20 protein-coding genes and 1 pseudogene are annotated in these 19,780 nt (G+C 58.5%); 14 read left to right on the top strand and 7 right to left on the bottom strand.

Annotation, left to right across the window (positions count from 1 at the left end; translation table 11 throughout):
* The first annotated feature begins 77 nt into the window (after nucleotides 1-77).
* Nucleotides 78-740 carry a GMP/IMP nucleotidase gene (yrfG, locus tag QYQ93_RS02335; RefSeq protein WP_338476236.1) on the top strand — a complete coding sequence of 221 codons (663 nt, stop codon included), beginning with the start codon at nucleotides 78-80 and terminating at the stop codon, nucleotides 738-740.
* A gap of 108 nt (nucleotides 741-848) precedes the next feature.
* On the opposite strand, the gene lysM is transcribed toward yrfG, so the two are convergent.
* A complete protein-coding gene (gene lysM, locus QYQ93_RS02330; RefSeq protein WP_043047371.1) occupies nucleotides 849-1,289 on the bottom strand; it encodes a peptidoglycan-binding protein LysM in 441 nt (146 codons plus the stop codon).
* 244 nt (nucleotides 1,290-1,533) lie between these two features.
* Between lysM and fdhD the strand changes: the two genes are divergently transcribed.
* From fdhD to QYQ93_RS02315, 3 genes are all read left to right on the top strand, one after another.
* Nucleotides 1,534-2,373: a formate dehydrogenase accessory sulfurtransferase FdhD gene (gene fdhD, locus QYQ93_RS02325; protein ID WP_338476235.1), complete on the top strand. Its 840-nt coding sequence runs from the start codon at nucleotides 1,534-1,536 to the stop codon at nucleotides 2,371-2,373.
* Entirely contained in the window at nucleotides 2,370-4,718 is a 2,349-nt protein-coding gene (locus tag QYQ93_RS02320; protein WP_338476234.1) for an FdhF/YdeP family oxidoreductase, read from the top strand. The genes fdhD and QYQ93_RS02320 overlap by 4 nt, the downstream gene beginning before the upstream one ends.
* 231 nt (nucleotides 4,719-4,949) lie before the next feature.
* Nucleotides 4,950-5,435 carry a glycine zipper domain-containing protein gene (locus tag QYQ93_RS02315; protein WP_005783837.1) on the top strand — a complete coding sequence of 162 codons (486 nt, stop codon included), beginning with the start codon at nucleotides 4,950-4,952 and terminating at the stop codon, nucleotides 5,433-5,435.
* A gap of 67 nt (nucleotides 5,436-5,502) precedes the next feature.
* Here the strand turns inward: QYQ93_RS02315 and QYQ93_RS02310 are convergent, their stop codons facing one another.
* Both QYQ93_RS02310 and QYQ93_RS02305 read right to left on the bottom strand, forming a co-directional pair.
* Nucleotides 5,503-5,934 (bottom strand): acyl-CoA thioesterase, encoded by a 432-nt coding sequence (locus tag QYQ93_RS02310; RefSeq protein WP_217881157.1) that lies wholly within the window; start codon nucleotides 5,932-5,934, stop codon nucleotides 5,503-5,505.
* Between the two features lie 12 nt (nucleotides 5,935-5,946).
* The gene (locus tag QYQ93_RS02305; RefSeq protein ID WP_338476233.1) at nucleotides 5,947-7,884 is read right to left on the bottom strand and encodes a RecQ family ATP-dependent DNA helicase; all 1,938 of its coding nucleotides are present in this window, start codon (nucleotides 7,882-7,884) and stop codon (nucleotides 5,947-5,949) included.
* Between the two features lie 288 nt (nucleotides 7,885-8,172).
* Between QYQ93_RS02305 and QYQ93_RS02300 the strand changes: the two genes are divergently transcribed.
* The 6 genes and pseudogenes from QYQ93_RS02300 to QYQ93_RS02275 all read left to right on the top strand — a co-directional run bounded on the left by QYQ93_RS02300 (nucleotide 8,173) and on the right by QYQ93_RS02275 (nucleotide 11,920).
* A complete protein-coding gene (locus QYQ93_RS02300) occupies nucleotides 8,173-8,343 on the top strand; it encodes a YhfG family protein (RefSeq protein WP_124421665.1) in 171 nt (56 codons plus the stop codon).
* A complete protein-coding gene (locus tag QYQ93_RS02295) occupies nucleotides 8,343-8,942 on the top strand; it encodes a putative adenosine monophosphate-protein transferase Fic (RefSeq protein ID WP_217881155.1) in 600 nt (199 codons plus the stop codon). The genes QYQ93_RS02300 and QYQ93_RS02295 overlap by 1 nt, the downstream gene beginning before the upstream one ends.
* Before the next feature lie 312 nt (nucleotides 8,943-9,254).
* Nucleotides 9,255-9,455, top strand: a pseudogene (locus QYQ93_RS02290) (hypothetical protein); the annotation flags it as partial.
* Nucleotides 9,456-9,744: 289 nt separating this feature from the next.
* A complete protein-coding gene (locus QYQ93_RS02285) occupies nucleotides 9,745-10,221 on the top strand; it encodes a hypothetical protein (protein WP_338476231.1) in 477 nt (158 codons plus the stop codon).
* A 281-nt stretch (nucleotides 10,222-10,502) separates the two neighbouring features.
* Nucleotides 10,503-10,859: a DUF1493 family protein gene (locus QYQ93_RS02280; protein WP_338476230.1), complete on the top strand. Its 357-nt coding sequence runs from the start codon at nucleotides 10,503-10,505 to the stop codon at nucleotides 10,857-10,859.
* A gap of 197 nt (nucleotides 10,860-11,056) precedes the next feature.
* A complete protein-coding gene (locus QYQ93_RS02275) occupies nucleotides 11,057-11,920 on the top strand; it encodes a DMT family transporter (protein WP_338476229.1) in 864 nt (287 codons plus the stop codon).
* A 57-nt stretch (nucleotides 11,921-11,977) separates the two neighbouring features.
* On the opposite strand, the gene QYQ93_RS02270 is transcribed toward QYQ93_RS02275, so the two are convergent.
* Nucleotides 11,978-13,519, bottom strand: coding sequence for a phosphoenolpyruvate carboxykinase (locus QYQ93_RS02270; RefSeq protein ID WP_043047381.1), 1,542 nt, complete (start codon nucleotides 13,517-13,519; stop codon nucleotides 11,978-11,980).
* A gap of 179 nt (nucleotides 13,520-13,698) precedes the next feature.
* Nucleotides 13,699-14,601, bottom strand: coding sequence for an Hsp33 family molecular chaperone HslO (hslO, locus tag QYQ93_RS02265; protein WP_338476227.1), 903 nt, complete (start codon nucleotides 14,599-14,601; stop codon nucleotides 13,699-13,701).
* Nucleotides 14,602-14,725: 124 nt separating this feature from the next.
* Between hslO and QYQ93_RS02260 the strand changes: the two genes are divergently transcribed.
* A complete protein-coding gene (locus QYQ93_RS02260) occupies nucleotides 14,726-15,529 on the top strand; it encodes a phosphatase PAP2 family protein (protein ID WP_338476226.1) in 804 nt (267 codons plus the stop codon).
* 137 nt (nucleotides 15,530-15,666) lie between these two features.
* Here the strand turns inward: QYQ93_RS02260 and QYQ93_RS02255 are convergent, their stop codons facing one another.
* Nucleotides 15,667-16,074, bottom strand: a complete 408-nt coding sequence (locus tag QYQ93_RS02255; RefSeq protein ID WP_043047384.1) for an RNA-binding S4 domain-containing protein — start codon at nucleotides 16,072-16,074, stop codon at nucleotides 15,667-15,669.
* 116 nt (nucleotides 16,075-16,190) lie between these two features.
* On the opposite strand from QYQ93_RS02255, the gene QYQ93_RS02250 reads away from it, so the two are divergent.
* From QYQ93_RS02250 to rimK, 3 genes are read left to right on the top strand one after another with little or no spacing between them, the layout of a single operon-like run.
* Nucleotides 16,191-16,970, top strand: coding sequence for an EAL domain-containing protein (locus tag QYQ93_RS02250; protein WP_338476224.1), 780 nt, complete (start codon nucleotides 16,191-16,193; stop codon nucleotides 16,968-16,970).
* Nucleotides 16,971-17,016: 46 nt separating this feature from the next.
* Nucleotides 17,017-17,466 carry an ATP-dependent zinc protease gene (locus tag QYQ93_RS02245; protein ID WP_370881242.1) on the top strand — a complete coding sequence of 150 codons (450 nt, stop codon included), beginning with the start codon at nucleotides 17,017-17,019 and terminating at the stop codon, nucleotides 17,464-17,466.
* Nucleotides 17,463-18,368: a 30S ribosomal protein S6--L-glutamate ligase gene (rimK, locus tag QYQ93_RS02240; RefSeq protein WP_003187674.1), complete on the top strand. Its 906-nt coding sequence runs from the start codon at nucleotides 17,463-17,465 to the stop codon at nucleotides 18,366-18,368. Before QYQ93_RS02245 ends, rimK begins: the two co-directional genes overlap by 4 nt.
* A gap of 75 nt (nucleotides 18,369-18,443) precedes the next feature.
* Here the strand turns inward: rimK and QYQ93_RS02235 are convergent, their stop codons facing one another.
* Nucleotides 18,444-19,757, bottom strand: coding sequence for an ATP-binding protein (locus QYQ93_RS02235; protein ID WP_043047387.1), 1,314 nt, complete (start codon nucleotides 19,755-19,757; stop codon nucleotides 18,444-18,446).
* Nucleotides 19,758-19,780 lie beyond the last annotated feature (23 nt).

Here is a 19,780-nt window from a genome sequence, read left to right as displayed (position 1 = left end):
TTGGCGTGATCGGGTTACTATACCGTGGCTTTTCCGATTGTCTGTGTCGGATATCTTTACTTACATGAGAACGCATCATGCCCTCTTTGCCCTGGCACGCCATCGACACCGTCCTGCTGGACATGGACGGCACCTTGCTCGACCTGCATTACGACAACCATTTCTGGATGGAGCACTTGCCCCAGCGTTACGCCGAACTGCACGGCGTGAGCCGCGCCATGGCCGAGATGGAATTGCAACCGCTGTTCGAGCGTAACGCCGGACAGTTGCAATGGTACTGCCTGGACTTCTGGAGCACTGAGCTGGCGATCCCGGTGCGCGAACTCAAGCTGGAGACCGCCCACCTGATCGCCCTGCGACCGGATGCCGATACGTTCCTGGCGGCGATCAAACAGGCCGGCAAGCGCGTGATCCTGATCACCAATGCTCATCGTGATTCGCTGTCATTGAAGTTGGAGCGCATCGAACTGGCGCCGTATTTCGAGCGATTGATCAGCTCCCACGACTATGGTTTCCCCAAGGAAAACCCGCAATTCTGGGAAGCCTTGCAAGCCGACATCCGCTTCGATCCGGCCCGTAGCCTGTTTATCGATGACACCTTGCCGATCCTGCGCAGCGCCCGGGATTTCGGTGTGGGGCATTTGCTGGCGGTAAAAGAGCCCGATAGCAAGAAAGGGCCAAAGGACACGGCAGAGTTTGCAGCAGTAGAAGGTTACCGCGATCTCATTTCCGGGCTCTAAACCCATGTGGGAGGGGGCTTGCTCCCGATAGCGGTGTATCAGCCAAGTATCAAGTGACTGAACCACCGCCATCGGGAGCAAGCCCCCTCCCACATTTTGTTCTGCGTATTACTCAGGAATGCGCAGTGTCTGGCCTGGGTAGATCTTGTCCGGGTGCGACAACAGTGGTTTGTTGGCCTCGAAGATCTTGTTGTACTGGTTGGCGTTACCGTACACCGCCAGGGAAATCGCGCTGAGGGTGTCACCCTTTTTCACCACGACGAAGCGAGCAGCGGCAACCGCAGGGCCGGATACAGTGATCTGATCATCCACACTTGCCACACCAGCAATGTTGCCCAACGCCAACAGGATCTTCTCTTTCTCTTCCTGCGTGGCCACTTCACCAGTCACCGTGACCTTGTCGCCGTCCACCGTGGTCTGCACGTTTGGATTACCCAGACCCACCTTGCTCACATGCTCCTTCAACTGCTCGCTCGCATTCGCATTACCCGGCGTCAACAGGTCGACAATCTTTTCGCCGGCTTCTTTGATAAAGCTAAAAATACTCATGGTGCGCTCTCCTTGGGATTTAATTTCCAGATGCCCAAGACTAGACCAGTCCTACAGATTTGGGTTCCAGATCGGCCAAAGACTCAAAAGTATTGAAATCACCCGCCCTTGGAATAAGCGCGCAGTGAAGCGACGAACCAGCCGTGATCGACGCCATCTATCAATAGATCAATACTGACAATTAGACGCGACCCTTTGTCGCGCCTAGTCTAAACACTGATCAATCCGCCGGTGGTACTGCCCCATGAACGCCAAGCGCCCAACCTGCGCGGCGCCCGCACTCGAAACGACCGCGCCCGTCGCCAGCCAGAGCTATCAATATTGCAATCTTGAACACACTGAAGTCGCCAGTACTGCGCTGGCTGAAGAGGTGGCGTTGGCGATTGCCTATAACGATATCAGCCAGGCGGTGATGCTGGTGACGCCCACTGACCTGGAAGACTTCATCGTCGGTTTCAGCCTTGGCAGCGGCATTATCACCGACGTCAGCGACATTTATGACCTGAAGATCAGCGGCTCCGGCTCTGCCCAATACGCCCAGGTGCAGATTTCCAGCCGTGCATTCTGGAACCTCAAGCAGCAGCGCCGCCAATTGGCCGGCACCAGCGGCTGCGGCCTGTGCGGAGTAGAAGCGGTTGAACAGGCCCTGCCCGACCTGCAAGTGCTGCCTGGTGCGCCTTTGCCGCCAGCCGAATGGCTCGACGGCCTGCGCCAGCGCATCAGCGCGTTCCAACCCCTGGGCCAGTACAGCGGCGCAGTGCATGCGGCGGTGTTTATGAACAACCAGGGTGAATTATTGATGGGCCGCGAAGACATCGGTCGGCATAACGCCCTGGATAAATTGATCGGCGCGTTGCTCCGCGAAAACATTCCGACCGACGGCGGCCTGGCCATTGTCACCAGTCGCTGCAGCCTCGAATTGATCCAGAAAGTCCTGCGCGCCGGCATCCAGACTCTGGTCAGCCTGTCGTCGCCCACCGGCCTGGCCCTGCAATGGGCGCGTCGGCACAACCTCAATCTCATCCACCTGCCGCAGAAAAGCGCGCCACGGGTCTACAGCCCAGCGATGGAGTACCAGCCATGAGCCTTCACCACCAAGCCGACCAGACCCCAACCCCACGCTACAAGCCCTATAAAGGCCCAGCCGGCGGCTGGGGCGCACTGATCAGCGTGGCGCAAGCCTGGTTGACCAGTGACAATGCGCTGAAAAACATCCGCATGATGCTCAAGACCAACCAGAACGGTGGTTTCGATTGCCCGGGCTGCGCCTGGGGTGACTCGCCGGAAAGCGGCATGGTCAAGTTCTGCGAAAACGGCGCCAAGGCGGTCAACTGGGAAGCCACCAAGCGCCGCGTCGATGCGGCGTTCTTCGCCAAGCACAGCGTCACCGCCTTGCTTGAGCAAAGCGATTACTGGCTGGAATATCAGGGCCGACTGACCGAGCCGATGCGCTATGACGCTGCGACCGACCGCTACATGCCCATCAGTTGGGAAGCGGCCTTTGACCTGATCGGCAAGCACCTCAACGCACTGCCCAGCCCGAACATGGCCGAGTTCTACACCTCGGGCCGCGCCAGCAACGAAGCCGCCTACCTGTACCAGTTGTTTGTACGCACCTACGGCACCAACAATTTCCCGGACTGCTCGAACATGTGCCACGAGGCCAGCGGCGTAGCCCTGGCCCAGAGTGTGGGCGTGGGTAAAGGCACCGTGACCTTTGACGATTTCGAACATGCCGACGCTATTTTCGTCTGGGGCCAGAACCCCGGCACCAATCACCCGCGCATGCTCGAACCGCTACGTGAAGCGGTTAAGCGCGGCGCCCAAGTGGTGTGTATAAACCCGCTGAAGGAACGCGGCCTGGAACGCTTCCAGCACCCGCAACATCCGCTGGAAATGCTCACCAACGGCGACAAACCGACCAATACCGCCTACTTCCGCCCCGCGCTCGGCGGCGACATGGCTATCCTGCGTGGCATGGCCAAGTTCCTGCTGCTGTGGGAACGCCAGGCCCTGGCCGAAGGTAAGGAAGCGGTGTTCGACCATGACTTCCTCAACGAGCACACCACCAACGTACTGGAGTACCTGGGCCAGATTGACGACACCTCATGGGAAGAAATCGTCGAGCAATCCGGCCTGACCTTGGTTGAGATCGAACAGGCGGCGCGCATGTACGCCAAAGGCAAGAACGTGATCATGTGCTGGGCGATGGGTATCACCCAGCACCGCCACTCGGTACCGACCATCCAGGAAATCGCCAACCTGATGCTGTTGCGCGGCAATATCGGCCGCCCAGGCGCCGGCCTGTGCCCGGTGCGCGGCCACAGCAACGTGCAGGGCGACCGCACCATGGGCATCAACGAGCGCCCACCGGCAGCCTTCCTTGACGCATTGGAGCGTCGCTTCCAGTTCCAAGTGCCACGTGACAATGGCCACAACGTGGTGGAAGCAATTCACGCCATGCTTGAGGGTCGCTCCAAAGTGTTTATCGGCCTGGGTGGCAACTTCGCCCAAGCCACACCGGACAGCCTGCGCACCTTCGAAGCGCTGCGCAATTGCGACCTGACCGTGCAAATCAGCACCAAGCTCAACCGTAGCCACCTGATGCACGGTAAAGACGCGCTGATCCTGCCATGCCTGGGACGTACCGATATCGACATCCAGGCCGACGGCCCGCAAGCGGTAACAGTGGAAGATTCCTTCAGCATGGTCCATGGCTCCAACGGCCAACTGCAACCGCTGTCGGCGCAGATGAAGTCCGAACCGGCGATCCTGGCCGGGATTGCCGCCGCCACCTTGGGCAGCAAACCGGTGGATTGGAATTGGCTGGTGGCCGATTACGGGCGCATTCGCGACCTGATTGCCGACACCATCCCGGGCTTCAAGGACTTCAACCAGCGCATCAAGCACCCAGGGGGTTTCTACCTTGGCAACTCGGCCGGTGCACGCCGCTGGAACACACCATCGGGCCGCGCCAACTTCCGCCCCAACATCCTGCCCAAGGACCTGATCCACGAACGTACCCATGCCACAGGCCGGGTGCCGGACCTGATCATGCAGTCAATGCGCTCCCACGATCAGTACAACACCACCATCTATGGCCTGGATGACCGTTATCGCGGGGTCAAGGGCCAGCGTGACGTATTGTTCGTCAACGAAGCCGACATCATCCGCCTGGGCTTCAAGCCAGGGCAGAAGGCTGACATCGTGTCGTTGTGGGAGGATGGCCGTGAGCGCCGTGTGAAGGGCTTTACCTTGCTGGCGTTTGATATTCCGGCGGGGCAGGCAGCGGCGTACTACCCGGAGGTGAATCCGTTGGTGCCGCTGGAAAGCACTGGCGAGGGTAGCCACACGCCGACGTCGAAGTTCGTCGCGATTCGCCTTGAGGCGGCAAGTGATACTGGGTTGATCATGGCGCGCTCGGCCTGACCCGGGATCTCTGTTGTTTGAACTACCGCTTTCACGGGCACAAAAAAGGCCGCTTTTGCATAAAAGCGGCCGTTCCGAAGTAACTAAAGACCTGCAAAAACAACTTAAGTTCCCGATAAAAAACAGTAACTTAGCAAATTGTATACAACCTCTGCCGCCGGTCGGATTTCGATTGTCAGCGTCTCGATACAACCTCAGGATCGCGCCGTCATCCCCTTGAGGTTTCCCTGAATGAAGTTCTCCTCGATTCTCTTGTTGTCCCTTGGCCTGGTCAGTGGCGCAGCCATGGCCGGTGGCACCACCGAAGCCGGTGTAGGCGGCGCATTGGGCGGGGTTCTAGGTTCTGTTGTCGGCCAACAGTTGGGCGGCAACACCGGCTCGACCATCGGCGCAGCCCTGGGCGGCGCGGGCGGTAGTGCGGTCGGTGCCGACAAGCGCAGCCGAGGCGAAGCCGCCATTGGCGGCGCATTGGGCGCAGCCGGCGGCAACGTCGTGGGCCGCAGTGTCGGCGGCAGTACTGGCGCACTGATCGGCTCGGCGGCCGGCGGTGGCGCGGGCGGTGCGCTGGGCAACTACATGGGCAACGAAAGTGATCGCGACGACCGCCGTTATCGCGACCGTGACCGTGACGACCGTCGCTACTACCGCGACGGCCACCCAGGCCGCGGCCATGCCTACGGGCATCGCAAGAACAAGCATCACTACCGTCATCGGTAAGCTCTGAAGAGCACCGAAGTACTAATGTGGGGGGAGCAGGCCCCCTCCCACATGGGGTGCCGCAAGGTCAAACCACCAGTCGCTGCAACGCCTCGCGCAAGATCCCCGGTATCGGCACGGGCTGGTTCGACGCCCGATCCACAAACACATGCACAAAGCGCCCCGCAGCGCAGGCCTCTTCTTCGCCGGCCTTGAACACCGCCAGCTCATACTGCACCGAACTATTGCCCAGCTTGCCTACCCGCAGGCCGATTTCAATGCGCTCGGGAAAGGCAATCGAAGCGAAGTAATCGCACGCCGAACTCACCACGAATCCCACCACCTCACCGTCGTGAATATCCAGCCCGCCCTGTTCGATCAGGTAGGTATTCACTGCCGTATCGAAAAAGCTGTAGTAGGTGACGTTGTTCACATGGCCGTAGGCATCGTTGTCGTGCCAGCGCGTGGTGATCGGCTGGAAGTAGCGGTAATCGGCACGCAGGGGCGTTGAGTCAGGCATCGGCAAGTCTCGTCAGAGTAGGTCTAATTGGGCGTGGGCCCAGTCGCGCACTTCGGCGTAGGGGTAGTCTTCCAGTGCGGCAAACCCGGGAATGCCCCGCGCCTTCAACTTGGTAAACAACGGCACGCTGATACCGCCGAGAAACCGCGTCAGCCGCTCGGCACCGGGTAGCTCGCCAGTGTGCTCATGATGCCTGTGGATAAAATCGCCGCACAGCCCCATGAAGCTTTTATCCACAAGTGGCGGCAGGCTTGGCGGTGGCGGCAGATGCGCGACATGGCCGTGGCACACCGAACAATGTCCACAACGCTGGGGAGCGTTTTCATCACCGAAGTACTGCGCCAGACGTTGCCCCAGGCAGTATTCGGTGGCGAACAGGTCGAGCATGGCATGAATCCGCGCTACCTCTGTCACTTCGTGCTGCTTGAAGCCTGTGTATAACTCAGCGCTCAACACCCGTGGATCGAAATCGGTGTCGAGCAAACTGTAGACCTCCGTCATCTGTTTGCTTTCCAGCTCGATCAGGCCCTGCTCCTGGAAGTAATCCAGCGCCTTTACCACCCGGCTGCGCTCGGCATTGTGCTGTTGATAAAGCGTGTCGAAATCCACCGTTGCCCAGGTTTTCGCACGCTTGCACACCTGGATGATCGCCGCGACAAACTGCTGCCGCTCACCGGAAAACCGTGCGAGCAAGGCGTCAGGTTCGACCAGGTACTTGAAACGGTATTCAGCATAAAACGCATAGCGCGGTGCGATCACGCCCTTGAGCTCCAATTGCACCAGCAGCGTCTTGAGTGGCAGCTCGCGGATGTTGCTGTGGTCGGACAGCGACCTGAGCAGGAACTCCCACTGCCCTTCGCTGCGTGCGGCCTGCAACTCCTCGAGGACACGGCCAATGCCCTCTTGCTCCGGCGTGTCGCCATAGACAAAATTTTCCAGCACATTGAGGCTGTCGCGATTGGCCAACACCAGGCAATCAGACGGCTGCCCGTCACGCCCTGCACGGCCGATTTCCTGGCTGTAGTTCTCGATGGACTTGGGCAGGTCGAAGTGCACCACATTGCGGATATCACTTTTATCGATGCCCATGCCAAACGCGATGGTTGCAACAATGCAATTGGAACGCCCACCCATGAAACGCTGCTGGATACCCTCGCGTTTATCGTGGGGCAAGCCCGCGTGATAAGCCTCGGCCTGAATGCCGTGGCGGTTCAGATGCTCGGCAATCTGCTCGGCGGTTTTCTGCAAAGTGACATAGACGATGCTCGGTTGGTTGGCTCGTTCCTTCATCCATTCAACCAACCTGCGGCGCTTGTGCTGGCCGCTGACCGGTTCCACCAGCAGGTTGAGGTTGGGCCGATAGAAGCCGGTAGTCACCACATCTCCGGGGGCAATCGCGAACTTGGCCTGCATGTCGGCGATTACCTTGGGGGTGGCCGTCGCGGTCAGCAGCAAAGCCTGTGGGATATTGAACTGGCGCTGGTAGTCCGGCAGCTTCAAATAGTCCGGGCGGAAGTTGTGGCCCCACTCGGAGATGCAGTGCGCCTCGTCCACCACCAGCAGCGAGATCTGCACGCTTTGCAAAAAGTTACGGAAGCGCTCGTTCTTCAAGCGCTCCACGGAAATCATCAGGATTTTCAGCTCGCCTGAACGCGCACGAGCCATGACATCATTGGCGTCATCGCGGCTCTGGGCCGAATCAATGCTGCCCGCCGAAATACCGTGACGCTGCAGGAAACCCAACTGGTCCTGCATCAGTGCCAGCAAGGGCGACACCACCAGCGTCAGGTGCGGCAGCAACACCGCCGAAAGCTGATAGCACAGGGACTTGCCCGACCCCGTAGGGAAAATGGCCGCCGCGGAGCGCCCGGCCAGGACGGCGCTGACCGTCTCTTCCTGGCCGAGACGAAACTGTGGATAACCGAAGACCTGCTGGAGGGTGTCGTGCATGAGGCTGTCACTCCATTGACCGCTGGGCTGGCTCAAAAACATAGCCTGGGAATCTCAGCGAATCGAGAAAGGTCGCAAGGAAAAAAGAGACAGGATGATACACAGGGCGAGGGATGGCCCAGGGCCGAAGTGGGACTTTTCCTAGGAAATAGCAGGAAGCGGCAGAATCAAATGTAGGGCGCAGCGTTGCCCGCGTCCCGTGTTCGGGTGGTTGGTGGTTTTTTAACCTGCCTGTACGATGATGCATTGCGCTACAATCAAAGCCTTGCTAACCAGGAGTACGCTGCAATGAGCGAACCGACGTTTGAGCAAAAACAGGATCACTATCACAAAATCCGCCGTTCCAATTACCTGGCCAGCTTGCGCCTGGAAGGGTTCGATACCCAACCGGCCGATGTCGACAAGCCCCTGCCGACCCGCGAAGCCGTCCTGGCCAAATACCGCAATACCTCACGCTGATGCTCGACAAATACGGGGTGGGCCAGGACCCGTACTGCTACCCGGATAGCAGCGTCCTGCGCAACCGCCTCGATTTGCTCGATGAACACCGCCTGCACCAGGCCGAGCGAGAGTTATCCGAAATTGCCGTAGCCAACCTTCCGCTATTTCCGCCGCCCTACGACCTTGATCGTCTGCAACACATCCACCGCATCCTGTTCGGTGACGTCTACGATTGGGCCGGCGAACTGCGCAGCGTCAACATCCAGAAAGGTGACACGCTGTTCTGCACTCCGGAGCGTATCCTGCCAGAAGCGGCGAAAATCATCCGGCATATGCACGACGCCAATTGGTATGTCGGCGTGTCCCAGGCCGATCTCGTCCATCAAATCGCTGAAGCTTATGGCGACCTGAATGTTATCCACCCCTTCCGTGAAGGCAATGGACGGGCACAGCGGATCCTGTTTGAACAGATCATCGTGAATGCGGGGTTTTCGGTGAATTGGTGGCTGGTGAAACACGCGGCATGGATACCGGCGAATATTGATGCGGTGGCGTGTGATTATCGGGGATTGGAGGCGATTTTTGGGCGGTGTATCAGTAAGCCTCTCAATGCCTGATCGAACCGCGAATGACTAAACCATCTGTTTATTGCTCGAGAACAACCTCACTTCTAAGGTTCAGCTCGCCGCTGCCAATTCAGCGACGGGGTTTGGTCACTCGAAAACAGCACACATAAGTGCCATTACTTGCCTTGCGAACGTCTATCGTCTCGTAACGCACTGCTATGGCGGCTGTGTGTGGGACGTCTTCGGACGTGTCGGATTGCTGTTTCCGGCTGGCCAACCCGCGCACAGTCCGCCACCCACCGTTTGGCCACGGTGATGTCGGTTACCTAACAGCAACCCGAGTAAGTTCAAGACAAAGCTGAAGATATCCAATCAGCCGCCCACCAGCGTATCCGCGCCGCCAGCGACTTATTGGAAACCTTCTCCTGCCTGACCTTCGACCACGCCGACCTCAAAGACATTTCCCACATCATCAATGCGCTGTACCTGCTCGTTCAGGACGGCTGTGATTTGCTGGAAGCCGCGCAACACGTTCAGCTGCAACCTGAACAAGCGCAAGTCTAAGCAACACCTGTGTAGGAGCGAGCTTGCTCGCGAAAATCGCCAACGATGACGCGGTAAATCAGAAAAAACGCGGCGCTTTTGAGTTTTTCGCGAGCACGCTCGCTCCTACAACTGATCAGCTTTGCCCATTACATCGTTGCAAGCCATAAATGCCGGAGGCTTTTGTAAGACACAGCCAAACGTCACGCCATCCGTTTCCCAAACTGCTTCAAATGCCCGCTCAACCCTCTATACCAGTTACGCGTAGCCGACTGAACATAACCTCCTATCACCTGTTTCGGAAAAAACCGTGAACATCGAAAGGACTCAATATATCGGCCACTATGGCATCACTTTCACGGTAATTCGACTCACCGTGATGCCAAACAATCGACAAGAGCTAGCCACACTTTGCTTGCTGCAAGCAAAAGCTTCAGCGATAGAGGTCCGCTTGCGGCTGCGGAAGTTGTACGAAAAGATGCTTGCCCGAGATCTACCCTGCGTAATGACAGTCGCCGTCTCAAAGCCACTGACCAGGGAGCAGGCAGATTGCTTGAACAATCGGAACAACCTCATAAAAAAGATCATTTCTGGCGCAGTTGCAGCCCCTGTCGGGATCATATCCAGCAAAGCAGAATCGATAGTCGAGAACGCTATCAGCGATTTGATTTCTCGCAGGATCCACAACTTTCACAGCGCAGACATCGTCATTGGCCTGGATGCTCAGGTCAGCGGTGGCATAGGCCCGCAGCGCTCAAGCGTCTCAATGCATGTGTACTCCAGATGAACTTTAGTCAATGGCTTTACCTACAAACAGCGCTATTGTTCGCTCTCCATCTGTTGCTGTATTACAAAATCACTGACTGCACGTTAAGAACGCGTCTCGCCGTTACCTTCATCGTAACGGGACTGCTCCTGTTGTTCTGGCTACCCTACATCGCCATTGTCCTGAACATTCAACTTCTTCCCCTGGCCTTGTTCTTGATAGGCTTGGCTCTCTTCATCACGCGAAACAAATACCGCCTGCAACGTAAAAGGCCCGCTCACCCACTCCTACGCACCCCCACCATGAACCTGACCCCCAACTTCCCCGAAGACCCGGTCATGCAGCAGCTCCTGCAATTGCTGCATGAAGAAATCGGTCTGCCGAAACACAAGACCATTAGCCTGCAAACCTCGCTCAACTTCGACCTTGCCTGCAATGGCGTTGAGGCCAAGCAATTCATGGATGCGCTGGAACAGGATTTCGGGGTCGACCTAAGCGACTACGACGCTTATCGTTACTTTCAGCCGCCGATGTTCGACGTATTCTTGAAGCGACGCGCCAAAGGCCGTGGCGACAAAATACCGCTGACCATCGGCATGCTCTACCTGGCGATCAAGACCCACAGATGGGACACGCAGTCCTTGGAAAACCTGAGCTGATCCCAAGAGCACTCAGATCCAAATGTGGGAGGGGGCTTGCCCTCGATTGCAGTGGGTCAGCTATAGATAAGCTGACTGATTCACCACCATCGAGGTGTTGAACCGTAGACATCGTTTACATCTGAAACCGGGGCAAGCCCCCTCCCACATTGGCTCTGCGCTAATCTGGCGAGCGGTATACATAACAAGGACCTTACATGGACGTACTAATGGGCCTGCTGGCCGCCCTGCTCTGGGGTGGCACGGACTTTCTCGTGGGCCTCAATGCCCGCGCCGTTGGCGTTAAGCGCGCGGTGTATTTCGGACAAGCCCTCGGCTTTCTGATTATGACGTTGCTGCTGGTCATATTCCCGACCTACCTTTTCAAATCCCTCGATGCGCCGTTAAGCGTCTGGCTCCTGGGCATCGCAGCCGCCCTGCTGACCGTTTCCGGCGCCCTCGCACTGTCCAAGGCGTTTGCCTTGGGCAAGGCTGCCATCGTCGCGCCATTGGTCACTTCCTATGGTGTAGTGACCACCCTGCTGTCCTGGGCCAGCGGTGAGCACATCAGCTTGATACAACTGGGTTGCATCGCCCTGTGCGTGCTTGGCGTGGTCTTGTCCAGCATCCACAAGGACAACGGCACGCCCCACAACAACCCGCGCCTGTCCATCGCCTACGCCATGCTCGCAGCAACGCTGTATGGCACCAGTTTCTGGCTGCAAGGCCGCTACACACTGCCGGCGCTGGGGCCGATCACCATGCTATGGCTGGGGTACCTAGTGGGCCTGTGCGTGCTGGTGGTGATGGTGCTGAGGATCAAGGACGGCCTGAAGATCCCGCCGCTGAAAAATTGCGCGACGTTGACCGGTGCGAGCCTGATGAACCTCGGCGGGTTCTCGGCGTTTTCGTGGGGTGCGATGGCGGGGTCGGTATCGGTGGTGACGGTGATCAGTACGCTATCGGGCGGGATTGCGGCGATCCTGGGGTTTGTATTTTTCAAAGAGCGCTTGTCGGCGGTACAGGTGCTCGGGGTTGTGCTGGTGCTGGTCGGCGCGGTGGTGCTGCACATCGCCCATTAACCCTGCGCGTACAAAAAAGCCGCCTGCAGGAGGCGGCTTTTTCACAACAGCTAAGTCTTACAACTTAGGACCCGCAGCCTTGATCGCATCGCTCACTTCAAACTTTTTGAAGTTCTCGATGAACAGGCCAGCCAGCGCTTTCGCCGCTTCGTCGTAGGCGGCTTTGTCAGCCCAGGTGTTACGTGGGTTCAGCAGGCCGGTTTCAACGCCCGGTACGGCCAATGGCACGTCGAGGTTAATGGTGTCGAGGTGTTCGGTTTGCGCACCGATCAACGCGCCGCTCTGAATCGCTGCAATCACGCCGCGAGTGGTCGGGATGTTGAAGCGTTTGCCAACGCCGTAGCCGCCGCCGGTCCAGCCGGTGTTGACCAGGTAGACCTTGGAGCCGAAACCACGGATACGCTTGATCAATAGCTCTGCGTATTCGCCAGCCGGGCGTGGGAAGAACGGCGCGCCGAAGCAGGTGGAGAAGGTCGACTTGATACCGCTGCCGGAACCCATTTCAGTCGAGCCCACCAATGCGGTGTAGCCGGACAGGAAGTGGTAGGCCGCTTGTTCTTCGCTGAGGATCGACACTGGCGGCAGTACGCCGGTCAGGTCGCAGGTCAGGAAAATCACCGCGTTTGGCTCGCCGCCCAGGTTCTTCTCGGAACGCTTGGCAACGTGCTCCAGCGGGTAGGCGGCACGGCTGTTCTGGGTCAGGCTGACGTCAGCGTAGTCGGCGTGCTTGGCATCGTCGATCACCACGTTTTCCAGCACGGCACCGTGCTTGATGGCTTTCCAGATAACCGGTTCGTTCTTCTCGGACAGGTCGATGCACTTGGCATAGCAACCGCCTTCGATGTTGAACACCACGCCCTCGCCCCAGCCGTGTTCGTCGTCACCGATCAGGTAACGGCTTTCGTCGGCAGACAGGGTGGTCTTGCCGGTGCCGGACAGGCCGAAGAACAAGGTCACGTCGCCTGCTTCGCCAATGTTGGCGGCGCAGTGCATCGGCAATACGTCGGAGGCCGGCAGCAGGAAGTTCTGCACCGAGAACATGGCCTTTTTCATTTCACCGGCGTAACGCATGCCGGCGATCAGCACTTTTTTCTGGGCGAAGTTGAGGATCACACAACCGTCGGAGTTGGTGCCGTCACGCTCTGGCACGCATTCGAAGTTGGCCACGTTGAGCACTTGCCACTCTTCACGACCGGCCGGGTTGTACTGGGCCGGGTTGATGAACAGGCAACGACCGAACAGGTTCTGCCAGGCAGTCTGGGTGGTCATTTTCACGGCCAGGTAGTGGTCTTCGGAAGCACCTACATGCACGTGGGAGACAAAATGCTCTTGCGCGTTGTTGAACGCCTCGACGCGAGCCCACAGGGCATCGAACTTGTCGGCCGGGAACTTGCGGTTGATCGGGCCCCAGGCAATGGCGTCCTGGGTGGAAGGCTCTTCAACGATGAAACGGTCAACCGGAGAACGCCCGGTACGATGACCGGTTTCTACGACCAGCGCGCCAGTATCGGCAAGCACGCCTTCACCGCGCTGCAGGGCTTCTTTGACCAGATCGTCAACACTCAGATCGGTGTATACGGCGTTATTGGCTTGCGTCATGAGGTTCCCCGTCGGCCTATGGCCGAGTGCTCCAAACGTTTTGTAGTAGAAAGTTGCGCACTACTACCGCGAAAAAAGTGGGCCGGATTATGCCAGAAAAGCCCAAAAAGAGTAGGGCCCTCCCGTCAGAACGCCTCTAATCCGGCATTCGACAGGTAATTTACCTGTGCTTAAACGTTTTAGTGGCGGGTGTCGGAAGGGGTGTCGATACCTGCTCCGGCGAATAATTGGGCTACATCCGCGGCATCGAACAAATAACGCTCGTTGCAGAACTGGCAGTCGATCTCGATATGGCCGCCGTGTTCCACCACCAGGTTTTGCGCATCTTCCAGCCCAAGGCTGACCAAGGCATTGGCCGAACGCTCGCGCGAGCAACTGCAATTGAAGCGCAGCCCCTGTTCATCGAACAGGCGCACGGCCTCTTCGTGATACAGGCGGTGCAGGATGGTTTCGTTGTCCAGGCCCAGCAGCTCTTCGGCCTTCAATGTGTCGGCCAGGGCGATGATATGCCGCCAGCTTTCAGCGCGATCATCGTCATCCTTGATGCGGTCAGCCGGCAGTTGTTGCACCAGCAAGCCACGGGCGCGCTTGCCGTCTGCGTTAAGCCAGAACTTGGTGCCCACTTGCTGGGACATCACGAAGTAGTTGGTGAAGCATTCCGACAGGGTTTTGCCATCGAGGTCGACGATGCCCTGGTAGCGCTGGCCTTCGGTCGGGTCGACGGTAAGGGCCAGTACGCCGTTGGGCATCAGGTCGGCCAGGGTGGCGTCCGCAGCGATCTGGTCCGCGTCATATCGGGCCAGGCCGCGGATTTCGCGCTCGCTGGAGCACTCGATCATCAGCATGGGGATAGGCCCTTCGGAGCGAGCCTGCAAGATCAGCAGGCCGTCGAACTTCATCGTGCCAACCAGCAGCGCCGCAGCGGCCATCAGCTCGCCGAGCAACTGCGCGACCGGCTCCGGATAGGCATGTTTAGCGAGGACTTCGGCATAGCTGCGCTCCAACGAGACCATCTCGCCGCGGGCGTCGCTCTCATCGAAGATAAAGCGTTGGGTGAAGTCGGTATCCGGTAGATCGGTCATAGGTCTGGGTATCTGAAGTGATGACAAAATGATTACAAGGTTTATAAAATTAAACGCTTTAGCACCATGTTGGTGCGACTTCTCCTGAAAACAAGGAGCTTAATAGAGCGATGAGGGACAGTTTATGAACAATCCGGGTTTGTTCCAAGCCAACTGGAACCTCCGGCGATGGGCTCTTTGCAATCTACTCGCTATCGGGCTGCTGTGTTTTTGGCTGTGGCCCACGGGCCAGATGCTCTGTGTAATTTTCGACGAGTGGCTGTTTCATCTGCTCAATGACCCGCTGGCGACCAGCTCGACCTGGCTGCATGTGTGGGCCGTGGCCAGCCTGCGGCCATTTGATGCGGTGGTCGGCGTGATTTTGCTGGCGTTACTGATTCGCGGCGATTGGGTGTTCAAGGCTGTGCAGGTGCGCCAGGCGTTTTTTGGTTTTCTAGGCATTCTGCTGCTGTTGCTGTTTATTCGCATGCTGTTCTCCAAGCTCGCAGCCCAGATGGGCTGGCAGCACAGTAGCCCGTCGATGGTAATCAGCGGCGCGATTCAAATGAGTGATTTTTTCCCTGGGCTGGAAAAAACCTGGGAATTGAAGGACCGCTCAAGCCAAAGCTTCCCCGGCGATCACGCTTCGGTGCTGTTGATCTGGGGCATGTTCATGACGGTGTTTGCCAAGCGCGTCAGCCAGGTGCTGGTGATCTGGGGCCTGGCGCTGTTGTTTATGACGCCGCGACTGGTTGCTGGCGCGCATTGGGGCCAGGACGATTATATCGGTGGGGTGCTGCTGGCGCTGTTGGCGCTTGGGTGGGGGTATTACACGCCGTTTGCCGCGAAGGTGTCGGGGTTCCTGTTACGGGTAACTGCGCCGGTGTTCAGGTTGCTGGGCAAACTGCCGGTGATCGGGCGATTGAGCGTCATACGCACCGCTCCTTAAATGCGCGGGTTAAATGTGGGAGGGGGCTTGCTCCCGATTTGCAGTGGCTCAGTCGCAAGTGTATTGGCTGACACTCTGCTATCGGAAGCAAGCCCCCTCTCACATTTTGATCTCCTTCAAGCTGGAGACTTGTGTCATCAATCGTCGTTGCCACTGCCGCGGAACTTGAATAGATCGCGGCGCTGCTTCTTGCTTGGCTTGCCATCGGTGGTCATACCAGTCGCTCCAGCCTTGCGCATGGCCGCTGCGTTTTCGCGCTTGGCGATACTCGCTTCGGTCTCGGTGTACAGCGCCTGCGCTTCGGGTGCACCACGGCGCACGGCAGAAAGCGCCTGCACCACAACAGTCTTTTCATCAAAACCTGTACGAACCTGAAACTCATCACCGATACGCGGCTCTTTGCCCGGCTTGCAGCGCTCACCTCGATGGTGCACCTTGCCACTCTCGATAGCGGCCTTGGCCAGGGCACGAGTTTTATAGAAGCGCGCCGCCCACAACCACTTGTCCAGCCGGACCTTTTCTTCCTCTTCCTGTTTTTGAGCCACTTGAATTCCTCGCTCTGAAAAATGTCGCAACTTTACCGTTGAAACCCTTCGACGCATAAACCCCAAGGCTCACCTAAGATACGCCAGGTAGTACCCTGATTTCGCGAGGATCCGCTGTGACCGACTTTCCCGCTTCACTCACCTCGCCTGACCAGCGGTGCGTGGGTTGCCAGCAAAGCGAGCCCCTGGGCTTTGATTTCGCTTTCGCCTACCAGCCTATCGTAGACCTTCGGGATCACTCTATTTTTGCCCATGAAGCCCTGGTGCGGGGCACACACGGCGAAGGCGCGCTGTCGGTGCTGGAGCGGGTCAATAAAAGCAACCGGTATCGCTTCGACCAGCGCTGCCGCACCCAGGCTATTGCCGGGGCTTCGGCCCTGGGAATGCAAACCCGCCTGTCCATCAATTTCATGCCCAATGCCGTGTACCGGCCTGAGCTGTGCATTCGCAGCACCCTGGAGGCGGCGCGGGCGCATAACTTTCCTTTGGACCGGTTGATTTTCGAGACCCTGGAACACGAGCACGTAGATAACTATCGCCATTTGACCAATATTCTGCGTGAATACCGCGAATTCGGCTTCATGACCGCCATCGACGATTTCGGCGCGGGCTATTCGGGGCTGAATCTGCTGGCCGATTTCCAACCTGATTTGATCAAGCTCGACATGGCGCTGATCCGCGATGTCGACCAGGACCGTGTCCGCCAAGTGATCATCCAGGGGATTGTCACAATCTGTGAGCAGTTGGGGGTTACTGTCATCGCCGAAGGTATCGAAAGTGCCGGCGAGCGCGACTTCCTGTTCGACTGTGGAGTATTTCTGATGCAGGGCTACTGGTTCGCCAGGCCCGCATTCAAAGCCCTGGCCGAGGTCTCTCCTCAGGCATGGGCGAATTAACCGGTTACCCATATTGAAGACATTTGACCATTTGACCGTTGTGGGTCTGCGTGAGTGGGTGGCACTACCCGACCTGGGAGTGGCTGGCCTGCGCGCGAAGATCGACACCGGTGCCAGCACCTCAAGCCTGCACGCCACCGATATCGAGCCCTTCGAGCGCGACGGTGAACAGTGGGTGCGCTTTACCGCACACCTTGGCAGCGTGGTGCAGTTGCGTCACCGCCGCTGCGAAGCGCCCCTGGTGACGATGAAAACCATCAAGAGCTCCAACGGTCATGCGCAGGTGCGCTATGTGATCAGTACCACCCTGGCGCTGGGCGATAGGGTGTGGCGGGTGGAGTTCACCCTCGCCTGCCGCAAGGCCATGCGCTATCGCCTGCTGCTGGGTTCCAAAGCCTTGATTGACGGCCAATTGGTGGTCAGCCCCGGCGTCAAGTACGTTCAAGACAAGCCGGTGTTCCCGGTCTCCACTATTTCTGCCCCAGGTGCTGCATGAAGATTGCTGTGCTGTCGCGAAACCCGCGTCTGTATTCCACCCGCCGCCTGGTCGAGGCCGGCACCGAACGTGGCCATGAAATGGTGGTGATCGACACGTTGCGTGCCTACATGAACATTGCCAGCCACAAACCGCAGATCCACTACCGGGGCAAACCGCTGGAAGGCTTCGATGCGGTGATCCCGCGCATCGGCGCATCGGTAACGTTTTATGGCTGCGCGGTATTGCGCCAGTTTGAAATGATGGGGGTGTTCCCCCTGAATGAATCCGTGGCCATTGCACGCTCGCGGGACAAGCTGCGTTCGCTGCAACTGCTGTCGCGCCGGGGCATCGGCCTGCCGGTGACCGGGTTTGCCCACTCCCCGGATGACATCCCCGACCTCATCGAGATGGTCAATGGCGCGCCACTGGTAATCAAGGTGCTGGAGGGCACCCAGGGCATTGGTGTGGTGCTGTGTGAAACCGCAACGGCAGCGGAGTCGGTGATCGAGGCATTTATGGGCCTCAAGCAGAACATCATGGTGCAGGAATACATCAAGGAAGCCGGCGGTGCGGATATCCGCTGCTTCGTGGTGGGCGACAAGGTGATTGCAGCCATGAAGCGCCAGGCCAAGCCCGGTGAGTTCCGCTCCAACCTGCACCGTGGCGGCAGCGCCAGCCTGATCAAGATCACCCCGGAAGAACGCATGACTGCGCTGCGGGCAGCCAAGGTGATGGGTTTGAGTGTGGCGGGCGTGGATATCCTGCGTTCCAACCATGGGCCGCTGGTGATGGAGGTGAACTCATCGCCGGGCCTGGAAGGGATAGAGACCACCACCGGCAAGGATGTGGCAGGGATCATCATTCAGCACCTGGAGAAGAACGGCGGGCCGAATATGACTCGGACCAAGGGCAAAGGCTAAAAACCTATTTAGGCCCGACATAAAACCAATGTGAGAGGGGGCTTGCCCCCTCCCACATTTGATTTATATCACCAGTCAGACCGCATCTCTAGGCAACATCAGCCCAAGCGGCAAGCGCACCCGCGCCTCCAACCCGCCCTCTTCCCGGTTGCGCAACTCAACATTGCCGCCATGCATCGAGGCAATTCGCCGCACAATCGCCAGGCCCAAGCCCGTGCCCTTGCCGCCCCGGGCTCGGTCGCCGCGAGTGAAGGGGTTGAAGATGCCCTCAAGCTCGGCAGGGTCGATCCCCGCGCCCCGGTCCATCACACTCAGCACTACGTAAGGGGCAGTACTGTCACCAGAGACATACGCCGCCACTTCCACATCGGAACCGGCATGATGCAAGGCATTGCCGATCAGGTTGTTCAGCAGGCGCTTCATCGACACCCGGCGCAATGCGAATGGCTGGATCGGCTCCAGACGCATACGCACCTGCTCGCCGTTCTGGTTATAGGGCGCAACCACCTCACGCACCAGGTCCGTCAGGTCGACTTCTTCCACCACCTCATCACGCCCATCGCGGATGAACGCCAGGAACTGGTCGAGAATGGCGTCCATGTCCTCGATGTCACGGACCATGTCATCGGTCAGGTCGGTATGGTCGCCCATCAACTCCAGGGACAAGCGCAGTCGCGTCAACGGCGTACGCAAGTCATGGGACACCCCCGCCAGCATCAGCTCCCGCTCGCGCCCAGCCTGTTCGACATCTTCCGCCATCTGGTTGAAGGCGCCGTACACCTCGGTCATTTCACTGGGCGTGTCGCTGACCGGCAGGCGCACGCTGCGCCCCTGGCCTAATTGGCGGGCGGCAAATACCAGGCGCTTGAGGGGTTGGTTGAGCTGACGGACGAAAATCCACGCGGACGCCGTTGAAAGCAAGCCAATGGCCAGGAACCACCCCAGCACGTTCCAGATTTTCTGCCCGCGCAGCGGGTGCGGGTATAGCGGAACCTTGATCCAGGCATCCCCGAGGCTCGGCGCTCGTACCCACAGTGCAGGCGAAACATGCATACGCAGGCGCACCTCGGTGTCGGCTCCCAGTTCGGCCTGCATCTGGCGCTGGTAGATCTCGCTGTAAGGCCAATGTTGCTCGCCTTCCGGCACGCCGGCCCCATCAACCCGGGTCAAGGTCGACGCCTTGGCCACTTTTTCCCGGTTCTCAGGGTCTACCGCCCAATAACCACGCAACGTCAGGGCGACGCCATGGCTGTACTGCCGATCCACCAGCACGTCTTCGTTCATCAACAGATAAACCAGCGTAAGCGCCTTGGAAAACAGAACGACGATCAGCACCAGCCAAAGGGTGCGGGAAAAGAAACTTTGCGGGAACCACAGCGGGGTTTTCATAGATGAAAGCTGCACACCTTGCA

Source organism: Pseudomonas khavaziana, assembly GCF_036704165.1.
GTDB classification, from domain to species: Bacteria; Pseudomonadota; Gammaproteobacteria; order Pseudomonadales; family Pseudomonadaceae; genus Aquipseudomonas; species Aquipseudomonas khavaziana.
This window is presented reverse-complemented; position numbering and strand designations above follow the sequence as displayed.

What these genes read in the sequence shown, in the direction of transcription:
- yrfG (WP_338476236.1), top strand. Translation starts at nt 78, where the DNA reads ATGCCCTCTTTGCCCTGGCACGCCATCGACACCGTCCTGCTGGACATG.
- lysM (WP_043047371.1), bottom strand. Translation starts at nt 1,289, where the DNA reads ATGAGTATTTTTAGCTTTATCAAAGAAGCCGGCGAAAAGATTGTCGAC.
- fdhD (WP_338476235.1), top strand. Translation starts at nt 1,534, where the DNA reads ATGAACGCCAAGCGCCCAACCTGCGCGGCGCCCGCACTCGAAACGACC.
- QYQ93_RS02320 (WP_338476234.1), top strand. Translation starts at nt 2,370, where the DNA reads ATGAGCCTTCACCACCAAGCCGACCAGACCCCAACCCCACGCTACAAG.
- QYQ93_RS02315 (WP_005783837.1), top strand. Translation starts at nt 4,950, where the DNA reads ATGAAGTTCTCCTCGATTCTCTTGTTGTCCCTTGGCCTGGTCAGTGGC.
- QYQ93_RS02310 (WP_217881157.1), bottom strand. Translation starts at nt 5,934, where the DNA reads ATGCCTGACTCAACGCCCCTGCGTGCCGATTACCGCTACTTCCAGCCG.
- QYQ93_RS02305 (WP_338476233.1), bottom strand. Translation starts at nt 7,884, where the DNA reads ATGCACGACACCCTCCAGCAGGTCTTCGGTTATCCACAGTTTCGTCTC.
- QYQ93_RS02300 (WP_124421665.1), top strand. Translation starts at nt 8,173, where the DNA reads ATGAGCGAACCGACGTTTGAGCAAAAACAGGATCACTATCACAAAATC.
- QYQ93_RS02295 (WP_217881155.1), top strand. Translation starts at nt 8,343, where the DNA reads ATGCTCGACAAATACGGGGTGGGCCAGGACCCGTACTGCTACCCGGAT.
- QYQ93_RS02280 (WP_338476230.1), top strand. Translation starts at nt 10,503, where the DNA reads ATGAACCTGACCCCCAACTTCCCCGAAGACCCGGTCATGCAGCAGCTC.
- QYQ93_RS02275 (WP_338476229.1), top strand. Translation starts at nt 11,057, where the DNA reads ATGGACGTACTAATGGGCCTGCTGGCCGCCCTGCTCTGGGGTGGCACG.
- QYQ93_RS02270 (WP_043047381.1), bottom strand. Translation starts at nt 13,519, where the DNA reads ATGACGCAAGCCAATAACGCCGTATACACCGATCTGAGTGTTGACGAT.
- hslO (WP_338476227.1), bottom strand. Translation starts at nt 14,601, where the DNA reads ATGACCGATCTACCGGATACCGACTTCACCCAACGCTTTATCTTCGAT.
- QYQ93_RS02260 (WP_338476226.1), top strand. Translation starts at nt 14,726, where the DNA reads ATGAACAATCCGGGTTTGTTCCAAGCCAACTGGAACCTCCGGCGATGG.
- rimK (WP_003187674.1), top strand. Translation starts at nt 17,463, where the DNA reads ATGAAGATTGCTGTGCTGTCGCGAAACCCGCGTCTGTATTCCACCCGC.
- QYQ93_RS02235 (WP_043047387.1), bottom strand. Translation starts at nt 19,757, where the DNA reads ATGAAAACCCCGCTGTGGTTCCCGCAAAGTTTCTTTTCCCGCACCCTT.